Consider the following 23,878-nt stretch of genomic DNA (forward strand, 5'->3'; position numbering starts at 1 on the left):
GACAGACCGATGAAACGGGAATAATAGTGAAATTGAAACTTTATGTATAAGCAAATATATCTGAAAAAAGGCAAGGAGGACAGCCTGCTCCGTTTCCACCCCTGGATATTCTCAGGTGCTGTCGATGGAATCGATGAAGGACTTGAAGAAGGTGATACTGTCCGGGTGCTGACACATGACGGAAGATTCATTGCCGTCGGACACTTCCAAATCGGTTCCATCGCCGTCCGTGTCCTTTCTTTCCGTGACGTAGAGATTGACAATACCTTCTGGGAGAGCCGTCTGGAAGCGGCCTTGCGTATGCGGGAAGCCATCGGTGTCGTCTGCGAAGAAGGAGATGCCGACTCCTCGTTTGTCAACACGACCTACCGGCTTGTTCATGGGGAAGGTGACAATCTGCCAGGCCTGGTCATCGACATTTATGGCAGAACAGCGGTCATGCAGGCACATTCTGTCGGCATACATGTATGCCGGTCTGTGATAGCAAAGGCCCTTGTGGACGTGATGGGAAACAGGCTGGACAGCATTTTTTACAAGAGTGAAACAACCCTGCCTTTCAAAGCCGATCTCGGACAGGAGAATGGTTTTATCTACGGTGAGACGGATCATGATATTGCGGTTGAGAACGGATTGAAGTTCCATATCGACTGGTTGAAAGGACAGAAGACCGGCTTCTTCATCGATCAGCGCGAGAACCGTTCGCTGCTGGAACGCTATGCCAAGGGGCGCAGTGTGCTCAATATGTTCTGTTATACAGGTGGCTTTTCTGTTTACGCCATGCGGGGCGGTGCGGAACTCGTACACTCCGTGGACAGTTCGGCCAAGGCGATAGAACTGACCACAAAGAATGTAGACTTGAATTTTCCGGGCGATCTGCGTCATGAAGCCTACTGTGAAGATGCCTTCAAGTATCTTGACGAACATGAAGGGAAGTACGACCTGATCGTCCTTGATCCTCCGGCTTTTGCAAAACATCGGAAAGCTCTGAAGAACGGTCTGCGCGGGTACACCCGGTTAAATGTCAAGGGATTTGAGAAGATCAAACCGGGGGGGATTCTCTTTACTTTCAGCTGCTCTCAGGTCGTTACAAAGGACAACTTCCGGCAGGCAGTATTCACGGCAGCTGCACAGGCCGGGCGTAAGGTGCGCATCCTGCATCAGCTCCATCAGCCTGCCGATCACCCCATCAACATCTATCACCCTGAAGGTGAATATTTGAAGGGACTGGTTCTCTATGTTGAATAAAGTCAGACGTTTCATAGCTAACGAACATCTACTGCATGCGGAGGCTCTATACTTAGTCGCCCTGTCCGGCGGTGCAGACAGTGTCGCCCTGCTGTTGACCCTGAAGGAGTTAGGCTATCGTGTTGAAGCTGTACATTGCAACTTCCAACTGCGTGGGGAGGAAAGTCTGCATGATGAACGGTTCTGTCAGGAACTTTGCCGGCGGGAGAACATTCCGCTTCACAAGGTGCATTTTGACACACGGTCTTATGCCGCTTTGCATAAGGTGAGCATTGAGATGGCGGCACGCGACCTGCGTTATCATTATTTCTTTCAGTTGAAAGAGACGTTGGGAGCGGATGCCGTCTGTGTGGGACACCACGAAGAAGATTCTGTAGAGACGATCCTCATGAATCTTGTCCGTGGAACGGGGCTCAAGGGGCTGATGGGGATTCGGCCGAAGAAAGACGGTATTGTCCGTCCGCTGCTCTGCGTGTCACGCCATGAAATCGAGGCATATCTCCATGCACGGAATGAACCATTCGTAACGGACAGTACGAATCTTGTTGCCGATGTGGTACGTAACAAGATACGACTGACCATTCTCCCGAGGCTGGCTGAGATAAACCCATCTGTCAATGAGGCCATCCTCCATACGGCAGAACACCTTTCTAATGTAGACAGAATAGTACAGAATGTGCTTCAAAATACTTTGAGAGAGGCGATTATCCCTGTCGATTCAACTATTGGAGAAGAGGATATTCCCTCAACGGATCATGCCTTTAAACTTAATCTGAAGGTCATTCGCCAATTTCCCGCTCCCTCTCATCTCCTTTTTCATGTATTGAGACCTCTCGGTTTTACCCCCTCTCAGATTGAAGAGACGGCCGGGCATCTTGAAGGACAGACAGGACAGGTCTGGACGTCTTCCACACACGAGCTCACACATGACCGTGACGTTTTTTTCGTCATGCCGGTGGAGAAAGAAAGGAAACATACGCTTGTCATGCCTGAACCAGGACGCTATGTCTATGATGACGGCCTTTCCGTACGATTGACACGAAAGCGTCTGCTTCCTTCCCAAAGTCCTTCTTTCTCACGCAGTCAGACCATTATCGACCTTGATGCCTCTTCCATCCGCTTTCCTTTGACCCTCCGCCGTGCAGCCGAAGGCGACCGCTTTGTCCCGCTCGGAATGGACGGTGCTCAGCTTGTAAGCGATTTTCTCACTAATCTCAAGCGTAACCGTTTTGAGAAGCGAGGACAACTGATCCTGGCAGATGCCACGGGTACGATTCTCTGGGTTCTCGGGCTGCGTATCAGTGATCGTTTCAAAATCACGTCACACACGACCTCCATCCTGCATATCGAACTGCTTTAGCTTTCTTGTACGGTGTCTCTTTCCGGTTAACCCTTTATGATTCCGCCCGGCATTCGTATGATCTGCCGTTTCTTCGGTTCTTCCGTTAAATACATAGATTGGAAAAAGAATAAAGGATTATGCGCTTCCATGGTACGGTTGTCCAAAATCAGATAGTCTTGCAAAGGAGGATAAACTACAAGATGAAATGCAGAAAAGGCTAATTGAAACGATGTCCATTTATCAGCAGGCCTTTCTGCCTTCTACAAACAACTTATTCCTATATCATCAGTGTTTGTAAACTGTTTTCATGCAACGCAAAGCAACACATGCTCTTTCAGCTTCTAAAAGATGCCTGATTGACCTGCAACAGGTGCTCTTTCAGCGTGTTACCAACGCCCTTTTGGAGTCCAATCAAGCACCTTTTCAAAACGGATAGACAACCAATTGATTTACTGCTGGTTGCAAACTTGCTTTTGGCACGTGTTTCCTATATCCGCAGATGATTTATTTAAAATTATGTAATGGTTTTTCAAAACCGTGGTCTTCGGGACAGGACGGTCTGTAACTTTTGAGTTGCTGTCCGTTGAAACGTAAATGTCATCGATTTCTGTGCGGAATTTCCTTATAAATCAGTAATGCCTCTTGGCCGTAGGGAAGCAAGTTCCCCTTTATTCAATTGATGACGTTAGCCTTTGGCTTTTACTGCATGCCGCTCCCGTTCCGGAAACAGAGGGCAAGATCGTATGCCCTCGACATGTCCCGTGTCCGCTGCCGGCACAATACGTGTCGGGCATCAACACGATGTGTGGCGGACATCAGTATATCGGCAGAAGAAAGGAAGTTCCTGCCATGATCGGCAGGCGAAAAGAGGGCTGTCCTATAGGGAAAATACTACCGGACAGCAACACAGGGTCTGCATCCTCGCATTGCCAATGGCGTAGTATCGGTTTGATGGTCAGGAAATAAAGTTGTAGGCCGGGTGCATGCCGAGGAATTAAACAGAAGGGGAGCCTTGCCTCATCTGCCTATAAGACAGATTTCTCCTTCAAGACGGACGGGAGCGTTATCCCTACGGTGCATCTTCCAATTGATACATTCGGGGGTGTGTCGGGATGCGATTTCAGCCAAAGACAGCTGTCATGTATAAAGAACAACCGCTGCCAGAGAGCTGATAACTCGATGGTAGCGGTTGTTTTAATGTTTCTGAAGGATAGAAGCTGTCATTATGAAAGGAGACTCTCCACGGATTCTGTGTCTTGACGCACCCGCCTCTCTGTAAGATTATTCTGCAAGTTTCTTTTTTACTTCCGCGAGTGCTGCAATCCAGTCTGTATCGAGCGAGAACTGCGTAAGGTAATCTTCACGGTTGAAATAAGCCAGCACAAGGTCTTGGTCGGGATCATTATACAACGGATGATTGATGCTCGTCTCCTTGAACAGCTTGAGAATGCGATCCCTGTCCCGTTGCTTTGTCGCATGGGCGTATTGGCGTGTAAAGAGGTTGACATACTCGTGCATGCAATAAGACATGGAGTCGAGCTGGGCATTGAGATGGGCGATTTCCTTTTTGGACAGCTGCCGGGTCGTATCAACGATAGCCGATAATGTACGGGTATTCAGATAGGTGATGGCGTCGACCTTGAATGAGGCCGCCTTACGTACATCTACATCCTCTTTGGAATCAGTCGCTACTTTGTAAGCACTGGTATAAATCTGTTTTGAGACACGTTCCTGTTGCGCATTTACAGTCAGCAGTGAAGCGAACAGGAATGTCAGTACCATTAATTTAGTTTTCATACGCTTTGATAGTTTTAATATTGTTACTATATTTTTTCCCCGATGTGATTACCATGCCGGTCTAATCCGCACAAGTTGGACAGCTAACCCCGCCCTAACCATCTGCCTCCGGCACTGTTTCCCTTGAAGATGCAGGCTGCCGTACAAGGTCATCTTATCCGGTCAGCATGTGACCTTGCAAAGTCTTTCCAGGAACCATAATGCCGGGCATCAGTCGTCGGACGGTTCATCTGCAGGAAATGGCAATAAGCAGCAGCGACAGCATCTGTAGCATCCATGAAGTGTGGCATCTGGTCGTCACGCAGGTGGAGCAGCTTCTGTAACATACCCGCCACCTGTTCTTTAGAGGCCGACCCGTTCCCGGTGATGGCCAGTTTGATCTTTAACGGGGCATACTCACTGATCGGGACGTCATGATGAATGGCTGCTGCTATGGCCACGCCTTGCGCACGTCCGAGTTTCAGCATCGACTGCACGTTCTTCCCGAAGAAGGGTGCTTCGATGGCAAGTTCGTCAGGCAGGAATTCATCGATGATGCCAGTGACACGGTCGAAGATCTTGCCCAGCCGTAAGTACACATCTCTCTCTTTGCGCATATCGATCACTCCCATGACGACCAGTTCCGCCTTGTTGCCGCTGACACGCAGCACGCCATACCCCATGACATTGGTTCCCGGGTCGATACCCAGCAGTATCTTTTCAGTCTGTGAACTTCTTGTCTGCATTCTGAATTACTTTGATGCAAAGCTTCTCAACGGTCCATGTAGGGATTGTGGGCAAGTTCAAATCCAATGGTCGTCTTAGGCCCATGTCCCGGGTAGACGACGGTGGAGTCTGGAAGCTGTGCAAGTTCTCTCAGGCTGCCGATGATCTGGAACATGCTGCCACCCGGGAAATCGGTTCTCCCGATGCTTCCCTTAAAGAGGGTATCGCCTGTGAAGAGAACATTCTCTTCCGCACAATAGAAGGAAACCGAACCGCCCGAATGTCCGGGCGTACGGATAATCCTGAAAGTATGTGCTCCGAAGGATATTTCCTTGTTTTCAGTGAGATTCAGCTTGCCGGCGGGGAGTCGGTCGTTTAGTGTGATTCCCAGCATCTGGCTGGCAGCCTGTTCCGGATTCTCCATGAACACGCCATCACATTCATCCACTTCCGGCAGCAGCTTGAAAGCTTTGAGAATCGCAGCATCACCGAGGTGATGGTCAAGATGTCCATGTGTGCCAAGATTGTGGATGGGTGTCAGTCCGTTATTCTTTATGTAGTCGATGACCGTGTTCTGTTCACTCTCCGTGAAGGCACCACAATCGATGATGACGCATTCTTTGGTATCGTCGCTGACGACGTAACAGTTTTCCTGAAGAGGATTTACTTCAAATGTCTGGATTTTAAGCATAAGCGTTTATGTAGAATAGTAAGGAAGCGCAGATGAAGGGACGAGGAGGGGAGCCATGGGGGAGAAGGTCTTTCCGTCAGGGGATTATCCCGGTACATAGATGAGATACTTCTCTTTAAACCATGCTTCGTCAAACCATTGCGACAATTCTGTCTTTTCGGCAATCTTTCGGAACGGTCTCAATTCTTCGTCAAGGCAGCCTCCTTTGAGGACAAGTACGCCATTGGGAAGTACGTTGTGCTGGTCGCAGGCAATATTTTTCTTGACTACTTTCATCAATTCAGGCAGAGGCATCACAGCCCGCGAAACGATGAAATCGAACTTTCCCTTTTCCTCTTCGCCCCGTTGGTGCATGGGGAGAACATTCTCGAGGCCGATGGAATCGGCAATTTCCCGGGCAACCCTGATTTTCTTTCCTGTCCCGTCTATGAGTTTGAAATTTGACTCGGGAAAAAGAATGGCAAGCGGGATGCCGGGAAATCCGCCCCCCGTGCCGAAGTCGAGGACATTTGTTCCTTCCCGGAAGCGAATCCGTTTGGCGATTGCCAGGGAATGCAGGATATGATGTTCATAAAGGTTGTCAATGTCTTTGCGGGATATGACATTGATCTTGGCATTCCAGTCATGATACAGTGTGTCGAGTGCGGCAATCTGTTCTTCCTGTCGAGGAGTGAGATGAGGGAAGTATTTTCTTATTATTTCTGTCATTGTCTTGTTGAATGTCGGGGGATGTCAAGGTGAATGTGCGAGGGAGCGGAGGAACAGGCGGAGGGAATCTGACAGGAGGCGGATGAGTCTGCAAGGTGCCACCAGACGAGCAAGCTCAATTTTCCACCGCCACGCTTACTTCTTTCCGGCTGATTTCCCCGGGCGTATAAATGAACACGGTGGAATCATCCGTAAGGATGAAATTGTCGGATGGATAGGGAGTAATGCCCACGAAATATCCTTTCGATTGCAGCCTTTCAATATCGTTGTCCTCTATGTCTTCACGTTTTGACAGCCTTTCGATGATTTTCTCTGTCAGTTTCTCCCCGGCATCCTTTCCGAAATGTTCCGACAGGGTGACACGGTGTCCGTCTTTCAAATCGAAGTTGCGTGCTATTGTGTACTTTGTCAGCCTCCCGTTTCCATTGTTGATGGCGATATGTGAGACAGCTGTGACGTAATGATCTGCCGCAGCCCTCAGTTCTGTCTTGATGGACAGTTCCCCAATCAGTTGACTTCTTCCTTTCTCCTTCTGACGTATGAGGCGTGCCATTTCCATATAGTCTCTTATATATTGGCGCACGAAGGAGGGAATGGCCGTCTTTGGTGAGAGCGGACCGTAACTGATAGAAAGATAATCAGGCTGCAGAAGTCCCATTCGCAGCAAGGAGTCATTGACAGCAGCATACTTCCGTTCCTTCAGGCAGGTGAAGTCGACATGAACATGACACTGTATCGCATCAGAAAGACGAGCCAGCGTGTCTGCGGACACGACTATTGTAGAAACCTCCAGCTTCTTGGGAGGGCTCTTCCGATGCCCGCAGCTTCCTGTTGTCAGCAGGAAGACAGCGGAGAATGCAATGATTGAAAATAACTTCTTTGTCATATTACAGACGGCAAAGTTACAAAAAGTTTTTGTAACTTTGCATTATACATCTTATAATAAAAGGGAAAGAATGATAAAAGCTTGTTTGTTTGATTTGGATGGTGTCGTGTTCGATACAGAACCTTTATACACCTTGTTCTGGCATGAAATGGGGCGCAGGTATTGTCCTGACGTCGAAGGTTTCGAGTATGCCATAAAGGGACAGACACTGGTACAGATCTTCGACCGGTATTTTGCCGGGGAAGAAGAAGTGCAACGGCAGATTACGCATCGTCTGGATGTATATGAGCAGAATATGCCATATCATTATGTTTCTGGTTTTGAATCGTTTGTAAAAGACCTCAGAAGTAAAGGACTAAGGACGGCGGTCGTGACGAGTTCCAATCTTGACAAGATGCGGAATGTCTACAGATCCCATCCGGAGTTCAAGGATTATTTTGATGCCATCCTCACGTCGGAAGACTTCGCTGAAAGCAAACCGTCGCCAGACTGTTATCTCAGGGCTGCAGCCCGGTTCAATGTCCCCGTCGAGGCATGTGTGGTCTTTGAAGACAGTGTCAACGGCTTATGTTCCGGCATCTCTTCCGGTGCACGGGTCATAGGTCTTGCAACCACCAATCCGGCAGCTGACATCAGGCGCTATACCCATGAGGTCATCCGTAATTATGAGGGATTCACTTTGTCGGATGATTAAAAAGAGGTAACTTTGCAGCCTGAACGCAGGGCTTGCAGTCCGTGATTCTATGACAGGAGGAGCAAGAATGTATGTTCTGGATCACAGAAGGTAAATATGAACCGGAATTGTTGATTGTGAATCCGGAGACAAGAACAGGTATATGGGATATTTAACAACAGACAAGAAAAAGGTAACGGCCAGGACGCTGCTGGAGATGAAAGCGGCAGGGGAGAAGATTACCCAGATGACGGCCTATGACTACACTACGGCGGGAATCATCGATGCAGCTGGCATAGACAGCATTCTCGTCGGCGATTCAGCATCCAATGTGATGGCCGGCAATCAGGATACAACCCCGATCACTGTAGACGAGATGATTTATCATGCACGTGCTGTCGTACGTGCCTGCCAGCGATGTCTGGTCGTCTGTGATATGCCTTTCGGATCTTATCAGGTAAGCCGGGAAGATGGAATACGCAATGCCATCCGCATCATCAAGGAGACAGGTGCAGGAGCAGTCAAGATGGAAGGCGGCACGGAAATCGTCGATACCGTAAGAGGAATCATAGCAGCGGGGATTCCCGTTGTCGGACACCTCGGCCTTACTCCTCAGAGCATACACAGGCTCGGCGGCTACGGTCTCCGTGCAAAAGAGGAAGCCGAAGCACAGAAGCTCATGGATGATGCGCTTGCCCTTGATGCTGCCGGCGTGAGCGCCATCACGCTCGAGAAGGTGCCCGCTGCTCTCGCCGCCAAGGTGACAACGCTGGTTAAAGCCGCGACCATCGGTATCGGTGCGGGGAACGGGACAGACGGTCAGGTGCTTGTCTATGCGGATGCACTCGGCATGACCCAGGGGTTCAAACCTAAGTTCCTACGCCATTTCGCCAATGTCCATCAATGTATGACAGATGGGGTACAGGCGTATATCAGATGTGTGAAAGAAGTTACTTTCCCATCGGATGCGGAGTCCTATTGAGATGCAACAACCCGCAGACCGGCTTGTGTCTTTACACCGTCAGACAGGGCATGATTCCGGTTACGGAGCCGGACAATAGGATGAAAACGTGGCAAGATGGGTTGCCTGCGTCGACCGATAAAGGATAAGCATATAGGCAGAAGGGGATCCTTACTCCTGTCTGTCAAATGATTATAGAACTTTGATTCTACCATAAAATAAAGGTCATGGACACTCAAAACATACCTGTTCACGTCAGACTCTGGAACAAGCGTTTCTGGATGCTGGCGATGGCAAACCTCCTGCTGGCGATGTCTTCTTATATGCTTCTTCCCGTAATTCCACTGCGAATGAAGGCATGGGGATATACGCATCTTCAGATAGCATGGGTGCTTGGAATCTTCTTTGCAGGGCTGTATCTGTTCGGATGTATGTCGGGTTATCTCGTGCAACGCTATCGCCGTAAGAACGTGTTCTGTGTGTCGACTTTGGCATTGTGTGCTGTCACGGGGGTTTTCTACTATCTGAATACACGTCCGGATGATTCTGTCGATTATGCACTGCTTCTGCTGCTCCGGCTGCTGCAAGGAGCATTCTATGGTCTGTCTCAGCTCGTACTTCTCGGTACTTTGATCATCGACACCGTGGAGGCTGTACACCGCACGGAAGCCAATCATGCAGCAACATGGTTTGGCCGGTTCGCCCTTGCCCTCGGTCCTTTGGCGGGGCTTCTGGTCTACCGGCATGGTCAATTCGGATCGGTGCTTCTCCTTTCCTGCGCCTGTCAGTTTCTCTCCTTCATATTCGTCTGTCTGGTTCGTTTTCCCTTCCGTATGCCGAACGAGGATCTCCACCGCTTTTCTTTCGACCGTTTCCTTTTGAAAGACAGTCACTGGCTGTTCCTAAACGTCATGCTGGTTACCGCTGCTGCAGCCCTTGTACTGACCCTTGCACACAGCCTGCGCTTTTATGAATTTGTCATGCTGGGTTTTTTCATGGCGCTTCTTGCCGAGCGGTATGCTTTTGCTGATGCCGACCTCCGAAGTGAGGCGACTACCGGGATGACGGCGATGGGGATTGCGGTCTTGCTCCTGATAACGCACAGTCGGGAGAGTGTCGGCTATATCGCTCCTCTCCTCATGGGTTTCGGAATTGGCGTGACAGGAAGCAGGTTCCTGCTGTTCTTTATCAAGCTGTCCGACCATTGCCAGCGCGGAACAAGTCAGAGCACCTATCTGCTTGCCTGGGAGACCGGGATTGGAGGGGGGCTGATGGCTTCCTTCGGCCTGTTCAACTGTTCTCCCGCTCCTGTACTGTGGACGTGCCTCGGGATTCTTGCAGCAACCTTGATCCTCTATGTGGCCTTTGTCCATAAATGGTACATTGCACATAAAAACCGGTAAGGAAAAAGAGGGAATAAGCCGAGACGGACGTCTTTTTCGGTTCTTCCGTTAAATGCATAGATTAGAAGAATAAAGGGCTTATACACTTGCAGGGTATGACTGTCCGAAATCAGATGGCCTTGCAAAGGAGTGTAAACTACAAGGTAAAATGCAGAAAAGGCAAATTGATACGATGCCTGTACATCAGCATGTCTTTCCGTCTTCTACGGACAATTATTCCCATATCATCGGTGTTTGTAAACTGTTTTCATGCAACGCAAAGCAACACATGCCCTTCTGGCTTCTAAAAGATGCCTGATTGACTTGCAACAGGTGCTTTTTTAGCGTGTTACCAACGCCCTTTTGAAGTCCAATCAAGCACCTTTTTGAACGGCTTCACAACCAATTGATTGACTGCCGGTTGCAAACCTGCTTTTTGAACGTGTTTTTTATATTTGCAGCTGATCCATTTGAAATTATGTAATGGTTTTTCAAGACCTTCTCTGATTTCAACAGATTAAATTGAAAAGGTCTTTGTATCGGATGATGATGATAGAATAGCCAGCCAAGACGATCTTGCTGTGTTTTGTTTAGTGATTAACTTCGGTCTTCCGTTGAAGCTATACGAAAAGCATACACGCATTTAACGGAAGAACCTTTTTTCTTTTCCATTTATCACGCTCCGTTTTTTCATGCTTCAAGCCGTATTGGCGTTTCCATGATGAGATTCCGGACTCTCCACGGCTTCTGTCTCATCCGCATTGAGCAAAGACTGTATCAATGTGGGTGGTGTACACCCCGTATTATCCCCCCTTGCCGGAGATACAGGTGTTTTCTGATTGTCAGCTCTTCGATTTAGAGTACACATATCCAATGCGATTGCCGTCCGGCAAACCTTCCCTGAATCAGTCAGCCATTCACTTTCCGTCATAACGGCAGGAATCCCCTCGTCTTGCCGTTTCCAGCCGATGTGTTGATGCCCAATACGCATTGTACCGCTCGCAAACACCAGACGCACTGAGGGCTTGCATCGTATCGTCCGTCGCAGCTATATTCTTGTCTATCGTCCACACATCTGTTTGTAAGGGCAATACTTGCACCGGTCCCAGTCGTCTGTCGGGACGAAAGCTATGTCCGGATTGTTGATTTCCTCCAGTTTCTCCGTGAGGTTCCTGAAGAAGTCCTTCTCGTATATGGTGGCATCCGTAATTTCTTCACCGTCCATGGACAGCACCGGGCTGTAGTCTTTGCCCCCTGCATGCTGGATGAAAAGCAGTGCGGGACTTACGGGACGATGGTCGGGATTGTGCTCAGGATCATGTCGGGCCTCGATGAGACTGTAAAGCATGGCCTGCATTGTGTAGTCGCTTTTCTTCCCGATGTTCTTCGGGTCAAAGATTTCATCGACGTTCTTCAACGGTTCTGCAGCCTTTCCTCCTGTTTTATAGTCGACGACACGTAGGCGAGAGCAGTCTGTATTGAGACATATTTCATCGAGACGGTCGATTCGCCCGCCGGTTTCTATCTGCTTTTCGGTTCCGTTGACCTTGACGGTCAATGTCTGTCTCACATCGAATTCATGACCGATTACACACAATGGGGTCATCCGCCTGTCTATCCGCAGTAGTTGATGAAGGTACTTGATGATGACCTCGCGGTTGATCAGCTGAAGACCGTTGAGTTTCGGATGTTTCCTGCTGCCTGCCTGCTGATGGAATAGCTCCGTTGCGAACGCCTCGTCTACGACATCGTCCAGTGTAGCGGGAATGTGTCCGGCTGGGGTCGGGCGGGCGCTCTTCCCGGTCTTTAGCAGGTAATCAATGTCCTTGGCCGTGATGACCTCCTTCGGAAGCAATTTCTCGTACATGAGCTGGGCAGCGGCATGGAAGATATTACCGAACATCCTGTTGTCGACATCATCAACATCCGTCTCATCGTTTTCTTTGATTCCGGCAATGTATTTAAAGTAATACTTTAATGGGCAGCTGATATATGTATTGATGGCAGTCGGTGAAAAATAACTGATTCCATCGAGCTTCCTGCGTACGGCTTCATCTTTCTTCACTGCATGAGCTTCACAGTGCATGGGTTCCTGCCCTGCTTGCAGAGTCTGCCGGTGGATGGGATGGTTCCATTCCACCATCAGCTGTAACATGAAACGGCTCATTTCCCCTGTCCTGCTTCCTTTTGTGGAATTGTTGTAGAGGAAAGTTATGTCTTTCGCCCGTTGGATCAGACTGTGAAAATAGCAACTGTAGATGGAAACCTTATTTTCAATAGTGGTCAGGTCGTATGCTTTGCGGATGAGATGGGGGATAAACGACGAGTCGTCAACTCCTTTGGGCATATTGCCTTCATTGCAGGAAAGCACGAGCACATGGTCGAAATCAAGGTTACGCGTTTCCAGTACGCCCATCACCTGTACGCCTCGTGCCGGTTCGCCATGGAAGGGGATGCTTGTGGCTGCGATGAGTTGTGTCAGCAGGCGTCGGAAAATGATCTTGTCTGCTTCGAGATCGCCGCTTGCCATCAGGTCACTTAGCCTTGTGAGCAGAGTGAACATACGGAATATTGACTCTTCAAAGAGCGGGTCTTTGTCTGCGGCTCCATTCACTCCAATGGTACGGATGGTTTTGGCAAGCCAATCGACCAAGGCCGGCAGATGCCGTCTGTCGCCCGGATGATATTCAAAGAGAGAGCCGGCCTGCGGGATGATGTAAAACCGCCTTTCCTTGTTCAGCCTCTCGATGACCTCGGCCACATCCGGAACAAGATACTTGCCGTAGGGATGTCGCAGCACCCTGTTTACGTAATGTAGTCTGTAACCTTGCTCTTGTACGGAGAACCCTTCTGTCTGGAGTGTCAGCAATTGCGTCACCATGGAGGCTATCGGAGTCTGCTGTAGAGGATATCCGGTGGTCACATTGAGCGACTCCACTTCGTTTGGAATACAGTGGATGACGGTCTGCAGCAGATGTTCATCGCAAAGTACGATGGCAGTGCGTTTTCCGTCTTTGTATCTGTCTCCATCACGCAGCCACTCGGTAATGAACCGTGCCTGTAGATTCTCTGTCGGTGCAGAGATGAAGCTGATTTCTTTCTCCTTGTCGAGATTTTCGTACAGGTCATCGCAGTCGTTCGGAAGAGCATTGGGAAACCGGTCGAGCCACCGCCTGATATAGTTGCCGGCCTCGTTCGTCCGCCTCATATAATAGCGGTCATAATCCCAATAGAAGCTCGCCTTTTCTTCATCTTTGAAGCGTTTGAAGAGTCGCTGTTCAACTTTCTGAAGGACGTTGAAACCGACAAATACATAATGTTTGTATTGCGTTTGGATATCGTCCTCTTCAACGACTTCTCTATAAAGCATTCCTTCATAGGCAAGTCCTTGTGAATGAAGTTTCTTCTTGAATTGGTTGTATATATCATTTAATCGTCCCCACAGCATGATGAATCTCTCCTTGAGCCCCTCAGGGTTGTCGTCGAAATTGGCGAAGAAACGGTGCAGTTCAGCCTTTTGCTCCTCGTTGAGATAGCTGAGGTCGTCCAATTCCCTGAGGTCACGGATATTGGAGAATACCCTGTGTGCATCTGCCATATTCTTGTCGATGTCATCGAAGTCGGCCAACAACAGCTGTCCCCATCCGTAAAACTGGTCAAGCGTCTCTCCCACATTGCCGGTCACCTCTCCATATGTTTTGTAGAGGTCGCATATACTTTTGATGGGATCGGCCACGGTCAGTTCGGAGTGCTGGCGGAAGAAATCAGAAATCGTAATATAGGCTGGACTCCAGAGCGGCCGTCCGGCCATCCGTGCCAATGCCTGGTTCAGGAAGAGGGATGCCCGTTTGTTCGGAAAGACGACTGCTATGCCCGACATGTCCGTTCCGTACTTGTCAAGCAGGTCTTGTGCTACGTATTCAAGGAATGTAATCATATTTTAAAACTTAGACTTCCTTCAGAGACGATGGAAGACTGACTTCATCAACTTGTTTCTTTTATTTAGCTGTACTTTACTGACCCGTTTATTTACAATAGGTTGCCAGGTGTTCTGTATGTAAGGCCTCCGATACTCGGAATCGTCGGTTCCAATGTCTGCAACGGATTTTCCGGGTACTCGGGAGTACTGTTCCTTTAGGGAAACAGAGGGTCAAGGGAGAGTGGGAACGGGGACTACTTCATTTCTGACGACATACCAGATATAGCCTGACACCTGCCGGTACTCCATGGATGTAAGCAGCTTCATGTATCTTTGTACCTGTTCACGATATTCCTTGCGAGGCTTGCCGAACTTGAAATCGACAACGATCATCTCCTTGTCATCGGTCATGACACGGTCCGGCCGGTGTTCACGGACTTCCCCGGTCTCTTTGTCATATTCAAGGATCGTACACTCGTTAAATAGCTTCCAACGAGGGCTGAACCAGCTTTTCACCTGTTCATTTTTCAGGGCTTGCGAGATTCGTTCCTTGAGTTCTTTCGATGTGACCTCATCATTGTAGACGATTCCCGCTTGCTCAAGTTCCTTCAGTCGGGGCTGGATATCAGAATCGGTAAGGATCGTGGAAAACAGCTGGTGGAGAATATTCCCCATCTTTATATAACGGTTCGCATCCGGGAGCTCAAGATCTTCTCCGTTGATAAAATCGTGGCTTTTATTGCTCTGACGGAAACTTACGGGGTGAGGGAATGTCTCGATTTTCAGCGTGTGGGTCTCTGGTGTGATCTCAAAGGGATTGGTGGAGTGCCGTCCTTTCCCGGCCTTCTGTGTGCTGTCCGACAGACTGCCCATTTCAAAGACGAGCGGTTCTTTCTCCCCCCGGTCTTCAAGTGTCGCTCCATGGAGTTCGGCAGTAAGATCATTGAGAATGAGTTGTATGATCTGTGAACGGTTGGAAGCCGTACCGCCCTCCTGAAGTTCCTTGAATCTCTTTTTGGGAGCTCTTTTCCCTTTGATAAAGAGGTTCTTGCCAGCCCTGGTAAAGGCAACATAGAGCAGATTCATGTTGTCCACGGTATTCTGCAGATGTTCTTCTTTATAGTCGTTTTCATACACGGTGCCCATCATGCTGTTCTTCGAAAAGTCTACGGGAATAAGCGGCAGTTTTCCATAAGGCATCTCCTTGTCGTCTCCCGGGCACCATATCGTGTTCCCCGACTTTTTTTCCAAATCCCAGTCGCAGAATGGAATCAGCACATTGTCGTATTCCAGTCCCTTGCTTTTGTGGATGGTGATCAGGCGTATTCCGTCCACCTCGTCACTCTGGATGGTATTGCTCGAAAGTGTGTTGTCCCATTCTTCGATGAAATCGTCTATATCCGCAGGATGATCGCGCAGGTATTCATTCAGCGTATCATAGAAAGTACAGACATACGCACTCTGCCCTTCGAGTCGGTCAAGGTTGAAAAGGGCGTATATCTCATCGACAAGGTCAACGAGCGACATCCTTAACAAAGTCTCAAACCTGCTTGTATAACCTTTTGGCAGCAAGCTCCTTGTGGATGGCGTATCATTGTCAACGAACAGTGTGTTGTCGTCCATCCCCGTCTGCAGAACCTGTTGCTGATAGAGTTTGACGAGCTTGCTTTCCGTGAGTCTGTCCTCACGGTGTGTCAGCAGGTGAAGGGCATAGACAATCACATTCACTGCCAAAGAGGCATCCAGGCGGAAGGCCTCGTCGGAAACGATGCCGACTTCCGTGCCGAACTCGTGTAGAAACTCGTCTGCAATTGCCTGTATGACTCCTTTTGACCGTACGAGGATGGCGATGTCTTTCTGCTTGTAACCGTGTGAAAGGAGCTCACGTACATTGTCGGTCAGCTCGCCGAGTATGTTTTCTCTATATTCCTTTTCGTTTCTACCGCAGTAAAATAGTTTCACACGGACACAGCCCTTTCCGTCGTTTTTCTTAGGATGCTGTTCGATCTCCTGATAGGCTTCTGTCAGTTGGTCGGCATCTCGGATTTCATCAGTCTCCAATTCCTTTACCGTCCGACTTACGGCCAGTGAGAAGAAAGCATTGTTGAATCGGATGATGTTCTCCTCCGAACGGTAGTTGGTGTCAAGCGGCTGTATTCTTATCTGTTCGTCGTGGAAGTCATGTTCGATGTTGTTCAGCAGTTTCCAGTCTCCTTGCCGCCAGCGGTAGATGCTCTGCTTGACATCACCCACAATCAGATTGTGCGAGTCGATCTGTGCCATGCAGTTGTCAAGCAGCTTCCGGAAGTTCTTCCATTGAATCGTACTTGTGTCCTGAAACTCGTCAATCATGATGTGTTTCAGATAGGCTCCCATCTTCTCGAAGACGAAAGGCGTATCGGAGTCTCTCATCAGTGTGCTGAGCAATGATTGTGTGTTGCTTAGCATAAACCGGTTCGTGTCTTTATTGATTTCATCGACAGCTTCGGATATTGCATGGAGAAGTCTGAGCTGGGAGAGATGCGTCAGCGTGAGGTTGGAGGATTGGTATTCCTTCCATCCCTCTGTCCTGTATCTTTCCAGAAGCTTCAGGTCTGCACACAATGCGGTTGACGCAAGGTCGGTAATGGCGGATTTCTCCGCTGCCGGGCAGTCGCCTGACGGCCACTTTCCGGCATCCTCGATGCAGGCATTCACATATTTGGGCGCACCGACACTGGAAGGCTTCTCTTTCGCCAGTCTGACGATGTACGGATAGATCCCTCTTGACTTGTTGTTGAACAGGTTCTGGTCGTCAAGGTGTGCCTCATGTATTTTCCCCAGCATTTGCGACGCATGGTCATTCAGGCATTTCTGTGCTGAAGCTCGCCGTTTGCGCAGGTCGGTGATCAGTCCGTCAAAGAAATTCTCTTCTCTGAAACGCTCGTCCAGTTCCTTCTGGTGATCCTTGTAGAAATCCTTGAAGATATTTTTACCGAACTCTTTTATCTGATTGATTACATTCCATCCCTGGTCATCCTCGATGTTTTTGTCTATGTAGTCACGAATCCATTTCAGCACTTCTTCTCCCTCCTCCAGGCTGTTGATCATTTCATCTACGGCCTGTGCTTCCACCTGGTCGTCGTTGAGGTCGATGCGGAGGTTGGCCGTCAGATTGAGCTCGTGCGCAAGGTTGCGCAGCACAGACTGGAAGAAAGCGTCAATCGTCTGTACACGGAACTCATTATAATGGTGGGTAAGCAGGGAGAGCGCTTCAGCTGCATGCTCACGGATGGTCGTCTCAGGGAATCCGGTATTTTTCACGACCTGGTCGAAGTACGCCTGCGAATCGGAAAGGCCATGGGCGATGCCATAGAGTTGCGATAGGATGCGCATTTTCATTTCCTGTGTCGCTTTGTTGGTAAAGGTCACGGCAAGGATTTTCTTATAGTCCTGCGGATTCTTTATCACCAGGGCGATATATTCGGATGCCAGGGTGAAGGTCTTTCCTGATCCGGCCGATGCTTTGTATACTGTCAACGCTTTCTCCATCTTCTGACGGCAATACCGGGATTAGAGGCGGACACAATAGATGAACATTCCCGGGAAGTCCTTCTCCAAGGCGGCAGGGCGCTGGCCGAAGATGCCGAAGATCGTACTTCCGCTGCCGGACATCTGTGCATAGATAGCCCCGCGGTCGTACAGGGTCTTCTTCACGGCTGCAAGTTCCGGGTGTCTGGCGAAGACAGAGGCCTCAAAATCGTTCGTCAGTTCATTGCGCCATGTGTCGATGGGCTGCCGGACGATGTCACGGCAGCATTTGGCGGGTTTTTTAGGCGTGACTCCTGCGTATGCTTCGGCAGTAGCTACATCAGTCCCCGGCTTTATCAGTACAAGATAATATCCTTCCAGATTGCAGTTTTCATCGTCTGCGGGGGCGAGAATATCGCCGACACCTGTCGCAAAGGCGATCTCGGAACGGACGAAGAAGGCACAGTCCGCCCCCAGCTGTGCTGCGTAGCGTTCCATCTCGGCACTTCCCATATTCAGGCGGAAGCGTTCGTCAAGCAGCCGGATCATGTATGCCGCATCCGAAGAACCGCCGCCGAGTCCGGCTTGCATGGGGATGCGTTTGACCAGGTGTGCGTGGACGCGGGGGAGGGCGTAGTCGCGGGCAATAAGATGGTAGGCCTTCACGACCAGGTTTTTGTTCTCGTCACAGCCGACGGCATTTCCCGTCACCTTGAGGTCAATAGGCGTAGGAGACGGAAATTCTTCATCCATCTTCTTTATCTCGAGTGCATCACAGAGCGGAACAGGGTAGAATACCGTCTCAAGGTCGTGATAGCCGTCAGGACGTTTGGCAACAATGTTTAATCCAAGGTTGATTTTGCAGCAGGGAAATGTAATCATAGTCTGAAATGTTGTTTTAAGAATTATTTTGCAAAGATAGTAAAAGGTTGGAATATTGGTGTACCGAATGGAATATTTTTTGTAAATTTGTCGCCAAATGCCGGAAAGAAATAGTAACAGCAAAAGCAGTCGCAGGAGCCGTCAGGCTCCCATCGACACAACCTTTGGTCATCTGCAGCCGCAGGCGACAGATATAGAGAAGGTTGTCTTGGGTGCCCTTATGATAGACAAGGACGCCTTTACGGTCGTGTCCGAACTGATCAGGCCGGAGACCTTCTATGAAGCCCGCCATCAGAAAATCTATGAGGCGGTACAGTCGTTGAACCTGCAGGAGAAGCCTGTCGACATCATGACGGTCGTCGAGGAACTCCGCCGGAAAGGGACGCTGGAAGAAATCGGCGGCCCTGCCTACATCGTGGAGCTGAGTTCCAATGTGGCGTCCTCTGCCCACATAGAGTATCATGCGCACATCCTTGCACAGAAGTTCCTCGCCCGCCAGCTGATCCAGTTTGCTTCGATGATCGAGACGGATGCCTTCGACGAGACGGTCGACGTGGATGACCTGATGCAGAAAGCCGAAGGCGCACTGTTCGAGATCTCCCAGAAGAACATGCTGCAGGATTACGTGCAGATCGATACCGTCGTGGAGCAGGCTCACCAGCTGCTGCTCAAGGCTGCCAACAACAAGGGTGGACTGACGGGAGTCCCCAGCGGCTTCCACGACCTTGACAAGATTACGGCGGGCTGGCAGGCCTCCGATCTCGTCATCATCGCCGGGCGGCCGGCCATGGGTAAGACCTCCTTCGCACTCAGCATAGCGAAGAATATCGCCGTCGACTACCGCAAGCCGATCGCTTTCTTCTCCCTTGAGATGAACAATGTGCAGCTTGTGAACCGTCTGATTTCCAATGTCTGTTCCGTCCCGGGCAGCAAGATTCTCAACGGACAGCTGACGAATGACGAATGGGAACGCTTCGACTCGAACATCCGGAAGCTGCAGGGAGCACCTATTTATATTGATGATACCCCCGGGCTTTCCATCTTCGAGCTCCGGACGAAGGCGCGCCGGCTGGTACGCGAACATGACATTCAGATTCTGATGATCGACTACCTTCAGCTGATGAATGCCAATGGAATGCGTTTCAACAGCCGGCAGGAAGAGGTGTCGACCATCAGCCGCTCTCTGAAGGGACTTGCCAAGGAACTGAACATCCCCGTGCTGGCTCTCTCGCAGCTGAGCCGTGCCGTAGAACAACGTGAGGGCGTGGAGGGAAAACGGCCGCAGCTGAGCGACTTGCGTGAGTCGGGTGCCATTGAGCAGGATGCCGATATGGTGCTTTTCGTACACCGGCCGGAATATTACCATATCCTGCAGGACGAAAAAGGGAATGACCTGCATGGCATGGCGCAGATCATCATCGCCAAGCACCGTAAGGGTGCGACAGGAGACGTGCTCCTGAACTTCCGTGGCGAATATACCCGCTTTGCCAATCCGGAGGATGCGGCTCTCTCCGTACCGATGCCCGATGATGCGTTGGGAGGAGAGATTATCGGCAGCAAGATGAATGATGGACCGCTGCCGCCGCCTCCCAGTGGTGATCTGCGAGCACCTTTTTGAATAGAAAGGCAGCTTCTGGAGGACACCTCTGATTGATATTCGTCTTTTTAGGCGGCGGTCTCCTTCTTGTTGAAAGCGGTATGGCGGGTGCCATGCGGCAGTGAAAGAGAAAGCTGGAGGATCTGCATGCAAGAACCATCTATGTTGAGACGAGAGGCTTCCATAGCCACCCGTCTGTCTGTGTATATTTTAGAACCTGTCATAAAGCATTTCCCCACGGGATTCGATAGGACCTGTCGTCTGATTCTGTCAGTTCTGCATACTCCTTATGTATGCGGAACATCTGACAAGGTTTTCGTCTGTTTTTCCGGCCGAGCAGGCGGAGCTGTCAGTACCTCCTTCGCTCGTCTGACCGTATATTGATGGAAAATGTTTCTTTTGTCCTGATAATTTGCTCCTTGTACCCGGAGATTGCCTATCGCATATATGTTTGAAGAGGATGAAGTCCCTTCGATGAAGATATGTTTAGACCATCTTTTCTTGTTTTTATAAGCCGTTTGTAACCAGTTGGTTAGCAAGTCCTTTTCAAAAGGTGCTTGTTTGCGTTCCAACCAACGCCCGATTGAGGCTCAATCAGGCGTTGGTTGGAACGCAAGTAACGCCCGTTTGGAAATCAAGCGGGCATGGGTAAGAATGGACAGGCTGGCGATGCGTTCCGTCAGGCATCGTTTTCCCTTTCCACAGACAGCGGCCAAAGGGAAAAGAACCGACCGCTTTCCGGATAAAGAAAAGCAGTATTTTTGATTCTTCCCAAATATGGAGTGATATAAAGTCCGTTTTCAAAAGAGGCGTCCAGCCTGTCTTTACGCAATGCTTAAATAATGTTTTTTCGTTCTAAGCGTTTTGTGGTGTGGAAAAATATTCGTATCTTTACACCTTGAAAATGAAAGAAAACGGCTCTGGGCGAAAATAAAGGCTATTGTAGACGATTTCGGCCTTTCGGCGATGAGCTTTTGTTTCCATGGAATTTATAACAATATAATATAATGGACGAAAATCAGACAATTGATCAGGACAGAATCATGAAGATCAACATCGAGGAGGAGATGAAAAGCTCCTACATCGACTATTCTATGTCGGTGATTGTGGCACGTGCCCTCCCTGATGTCCGTGACGGCTTCAAGCCTGTCCACCGGCGTATCCTCTTCGGTATGCGTGGTATCGGCAACTTCAGCAACCAGCCTTATAAGAAATGTGCCCGCGTCGTCGGTGAGGTGCTCGGAAAATATCACCCTCATGGTGACTCTTCCGTCTACGGCGCACTTGTGCGTATGGGACAGGAGTGGAATATGCGCTATAAGTTGGTTGACGGGCAGGGAAACTTCGGTTCTGTCGACGGTGACTCTGCCGCTGCGATGCGTTACACGGAATGCCGCCTCTCAAAGATGGGTGAGCACGTCATGGACGATATCGAGAAGGATACGGTGGACATGGTCAACAACTTCGACGATACGCTGCGCGAGCCTGCCGTGATGCCTACGAAAATTCCCAACCTGCTGGTAAACGGCGGTAACGGCATTGCCGTGGGCATGGCGACGAATATCCCTACGCATAATCTCGGCGAGGTGATTGACGGCTGCTGTGCCTATATCGACAATCCGGATATTTCTACAGACGGACTGATGGAGTTCATTCCTGCTCCAGACTTCCCTACAGGGGCTTATATTTATGGTCTTCAGGGCGTAAAAGATGCCTACGAGACAGGACGCGGACGTGTCGTGATGCGTGCCAAGGCTGAGATTGAGAGCGATGAGAGCCACGACAAGATTGTTGTTACAGAGATTCCTTATGGAGTCAACAAGCAGCAGCTTATTGAATACATTGCCGATCTGGTAAAGGAAGGAAAAATCGAGGGTATCTCGAATGTAAACGATGAAACGGGCCGCCAGGGGATGCGGATTGTCGTCGACGTGAAGCGTGATGCCAATGCGAATGTCATCCTCAACAAGCTCTTCAAGATGACGGCGCTGCAAAGTTCGTTCTCCGTGAACTGCATCGCACTGGTGGGCGGGCGTCCACGCCTGTTGAGCCTGCGTGAGTGCATCAAGTACTTCGTTGAGCATCGTCATGACGTCACCATCCGCCGTGCCCAATTCGACTTGAAGAAGGCGCAGGAGCGTGCACATATCCTGGAGGCTCTGATAAAAGCCTGCGACAATATTGACGAGGTAGTTCATCTTATCCGTGCCAGCAAGACACCTTCCGAGGCACAGAAGAACCTTGAGGAGCGTTTCGGTTTCGACGAACTGCAGTCCAAGGCAATTGTCGATATGCGTCTGTCCCAGCTGACGGGTCTGCGTCTCGATCAGCTGCACCAGGAATTTGAGGAACTTATGCAGACCATCAAGGACCTGCAGGAGATTCTGGACAACCCGGAGCGTTGTAAAGAAGTGATGAAGGCAGAGCTGCAGGAGGTAAAGGAGAAATATGGCGATGACCGCCGTACGGAAATCATCCCTGACGAGCACGAGTTCAATGCAGAGGACTTCTATCCCAACGACCCTGTCGTCATCACCATCAGCCACCTCGGCTATATCAAGCGTACTCCGCTCGCCGACTTCAAGGAGCAGGCTCGTGGCGGCGTGGGATCGAAAGGTGCCCGCACACGTGACAAGGATTTCACAGAATATATTTATCCGGCGACGATGCACCAGACGATGCTCTTCTTCACCCGTAAGGGACGTTGCTACTGGATGAAGTGTTACGACATCCCTGAGGGCGACAAGAACTCAAAGGGACGTGCCATCCAGAATATGCTCTCACTTGATCCGGGCGACTCTGTAAATGCTTTCCTGCGCATCCGTGGTCTTGACAATGAAGAGTTCCTGGATTCGCACTTCGTGGTATTTGCCACAAAGCAGGGCATCGTCAAGAAGACATCCTTACGGGCCTACTCCCGCCCGCGTACGAACGGTGTGATCGCCATCAACATCAATGAGGGCGACGAGGTGGTAGACGTACGTCTGACAAACGGCAAGAACGAGCTGATCATGGCTGACCGCAACGGCCGCGCCTGCCGTTTTGACGAGTCGAAGATCCGAAGCATGGGACGTGTCTCGACCGGTGTGCGCGGCATGCGTCTGGATGAGGACGGTCAGGATGAGGTTGTCGGCATGATTGTTGTCAATGACCCTGTCAACGAGACGGTAATGGTAGTTTCGGAAGAGGGCTACGGAAAACGCTCACAGGTTGCGGACTACCGGTTGACGAACCGTGGCGGAAAGGGGGTCAAGACCCTGAACATCACGGACAAGACAGGCAAGCTCGTCGCCATCAAGAACGTCACTGATGCGAACGACCTGATGATCATCAACAAAAGCGGCATTGTCATCCGTATGTCTGTCGCCGAGTGCCGTGTCATGGGACGCGCCACACAGGGTGTCCGGCTGATCAACCTCGCCAAGAAGAATGATGTCATTGCATCCGTATGCAAGGTGATGAGTTCTGAAATGGAATCACAGGTAGAAGAGGAAAGCCGCGAGCAGTGGGCGAAGAACAGTGAAGACATCAAAAACGACACCGCCTCCGTATAAAATTATAATTCAAAGAAATCACCGTC

Annotated in this window: 15 protein-coding genes; 7 read left to right on the top strand and 8 right to left on the bottom strand. The window is 50.0% G+C overall.

What is annotated here, in order from left to right; all coding sequences use genetic code 11:
* Positions 1-42 precede the first annotated feature (42 nt).
* Together J4864_RS06955 and tilS are read left to right on the top strand one after the other, a co-directional pair.
* Entirely contained in the window at positions 43-1,245 is a 1,203-nt protein-coding gene (locus J4864_RS06955) for a class I SAM-dependent rRNA methyltransferase (RefSeq protein WP_211815082.1), read from the top strand.
* On the top strand, positions 1,235-2,605 hold the full coding sequence (tilS, locus tag J4864_RS06960; RefSeq protein ID WP_211815083.1) for a tRNA lysidine(34) synthetase TilS: 1,371 nt from the start codon (positions 1,235-1,237) through the stop codon (positions 2,603-2,605). Before J4864_RS06955 ends, tilS begins: the two co-directional genes overlap by 11 nt.
* A 1,263-nt stretch (positions 2,606-3,868) precedes the next feature.
* On the opposite strand, the gene J4864_RS06965 is transcribed toward tilS, so the two are convergent.
* The 5 genes from J4864_RS06965 to J4864_RS06985 form a co-directional block, all read right to left on the bottom strand.
* Entirely contained in the window at positions 3,869-4,384 is a 516-nt protein-coding gene (locus tag J4864_RS06965; protein ID WP_211815084.1) for a hypothetical protein, read from the bottom strand.
* Positions 4,385-4,533: 149 nt separating this feature from the next.
* Entirely contained in the window at positions 4,534-5,109 is a 576-nt protein-coding gene (gene ruvC, locus J4864_RS06970; RefSeq protein WP_211815085.1) for a crossover junction endodeoxyribonuclease RuvC, read from the bottom strand.
* 26 nt (positions 5,110-5,135) lie between these two features.
* The gene (locus J4864_RS06975) at positions 5,136-5,780 is read right to left on the bottom strand and encodes an MBL fold metallo-hydrolase (protein ID WP_211815086.1); all 645 of its coding nucleotides are present in this window, start codon (positions 5,778-5,780) and stop codon (positions 5,136-5,138) included.
* Between the two features lie 84 nt (positions 5,781-5,864).
* Positions 5,865-6,488, bottom strand: coding sequence for a 16S rRNA (guanine(527)-N(7))-methyltransferase RsmG (gene rsmG, locus J4864_RS06980; RefSeq protein ID WP_211815087.1), 624 nt, complete (start codon positions 6,486-6,488; stop codon positions 5,865-5,867).
* Between the two features lie 115 nt (positions 6,489-6,603).
* Positions 6,604-7,374, bottom strand: coding sequence for an RsiV family protein (locus J4864_RS06985; RefSeq protein ID WP_211815088.1), 771 nt, complete (start codon positions 7,372-7,374; stop codon positions 6,604-6,606).
* 70 nt (positions 7,375-7,444) lie between these two features.
* Here J4864_RS06985 and J4864_RS06990 point away from each other — a divergent pair, with 70 nt between their 5' ends.
* The 3 genes from J4864_RS06990 to J4864_RS07000 all read left to right on the top strand — a co-directional run bounded on the left by J4864_RS06990 (position 7,445) and on the right by J4864_RS07000 (position 10,411).
* Entirely contained in the window at positions 7,445-8,068 is a 624-nt protein-coding gene (locus tag J4864_RS06990) for an HAD family hydrolase (protein ID WP_211815089.1), read from the top strand.
* A 142-nt stretch (positions 8,069-8,210) separates the two neighbouring features.
* Complete coding sequence (gene panB / locus J4864_RS06995; protein ID WP_211815090.1) at positions 8,211-9,029, top strand: 3-methyl-2-oxobutanoate hydroxymethyltransferase; 819 nt, start codon at positions 8,211-8,213, stop codon at positions 9,027-9,029.
* A gap of 206 nt (positions 9,030-9,235) precedes the next feature.
* Entirely contained in the window at positions 9,236-10,411 is a 1,176-nt protein-coding gene (locus tag J4864_RS07000) for an MFS transporter (RefSeq protein ID WP_211815091.1), read from the top strand.
* A 1,039-nt stretch (positions 10,412-11,450) separates the two neighbouring features.
* On the opposite strand, the gene J4864_RS07005 is transcribed toward J4864_RS07000, so the two are convergent.
* The 3 genes from J4864_RS07005 to ispE all read right to left on the bottom strand — a co-directional run bounded on the left by J4864_RS07005 (position 11,451) and on the right by ispE (position 18,701).
* Entirely contained in the window at positions 11,451-14,327 is a 2,877-nt protein-coding gene (locus J4864_RS07005; protein WP_211815092.1) for a PD-(D/E)XK nuclease family protein, read from the bottom strand.
* Between the two features lie 213 nt (positions 14,328-14,540).
* On the bottom strand, positions 14,541-17,840 hold the full coding sequence (locus J4864_RS07010) for a UvrD-helicase domain-containing protein (RefSeq protein ID WP_211815093.1): 3,300 nt from the start codon (positions 17,838-17,840) through the stop codon (positions 14,541-14,543).
* 21 nt (positions 17,841-17,861) lie between these two features.
* Positions 17,862-18,701 carry a 4-(cytidine 5'-diphospho)-2-C-methyl-D-erythritol kinase gene (gene ispE / locus J4864_RS07015; RefSeq protein ID WP_211815094.1) on the bottom strand — a complete coding sequence of 280 codons (840 nt, stop codon included), beginning with the start codon at positions 18,699-18,701 and terminating at the stop codon, positions 17,862-17,864.
* Positions 18,702-18,798: 97 nt separating this feature from the next.
* Here ispE and dnaB point away from each other — a divergent pair, with 97 nt between their 5' ends.
* Positions 18,799-20,319, top strand: a complete 1,521-nt coding sequence (gene dnaB, locus J4864_RS07020) for a replicative DNA helicase (RefSeq protein ID WP_007366436.1) — start codon at positions 18,799-18,801, stop codon at positions 20,317-20,319.
* A 986-nt stretch (positions 20,320-21,305) separates the two neighbouring features.
* On the top strand, positions 21,306-23,852 hold the full coding sequence (gyrA, locus tag J4864_RS07025; RefSeq protein WP_211815095.1) for a DNA gyrase subunit A: 2,547 nt from the start codon (positions 21,306-21,308) through the stop codon (positions 23,850-23,852).
* Positions 23,853-23,878 lie beyond the last annotated feature (26 nt).

It is taken from the genome of Prevotella multiformis (genome assembly GCF_018127985.1).
In the GTDB taxonomy this organism is placed as follows: Bacteria; Bacteroidota; Bacteroidia; order Bacteroidales; family Bacteroidaceae; genus Prevotella; species Prevotella multiformis.